This window comes from Micromonospora aridisoli (assembly GCF_056150025.1).
The window spans coordinates 1-344 of the sequence record NZ_JAXCFK010000044.1 but is presented as its reverse complement, the minus strand read 5'-3'; the positions used below and the strand labels follow the sequence as shown (position 1 = coordinate 344).

The 344-nt window shown below is 56.7% G+C and carries 1 protein-coding gene; it reads right to left on the bottom strand.

All coding sequences use genetic code 11. The annotated features are described in order from the left end of the window. Window positions 1-344: VOC family protein (locus SM447_RS29230; protein WP_474576095.1), on the bottom strand; the 344-nt coding region annotated here is incomplete at both ends.

The following is a 344-nucleotide window of genomic DNA, read 5'->3' as shown; positions in this document are numbered from 1 at the left end:
AAGCTCCACTTAACCCCAAATGGGTCGATGACCGTGGCGCACATTTCGCCCCACCACGTCAAAGTGACGGGCGACACGACAACGGCGCCATTATTGATCGCCTGCTCGAAAGCTTCCTCGACGTTCTCAAGATAGTGGTAAAGCGTTACATGACCTGTCCCAGAGTGGGGCCGCGCATTTTCGTCAAGGCTTAGAACAATGGTCGTGCCCGCGATCTTTGCGGTTGCATGGACCACGGTTTCAGTGCCGGGCACGGTCAGGGCATCGACCGTTTCGGCTCCCAACACTTCGCCGTAGAAAGCCAAGGCATCGGATACATTGGCGACTGAGATTGCGGCGGTGAT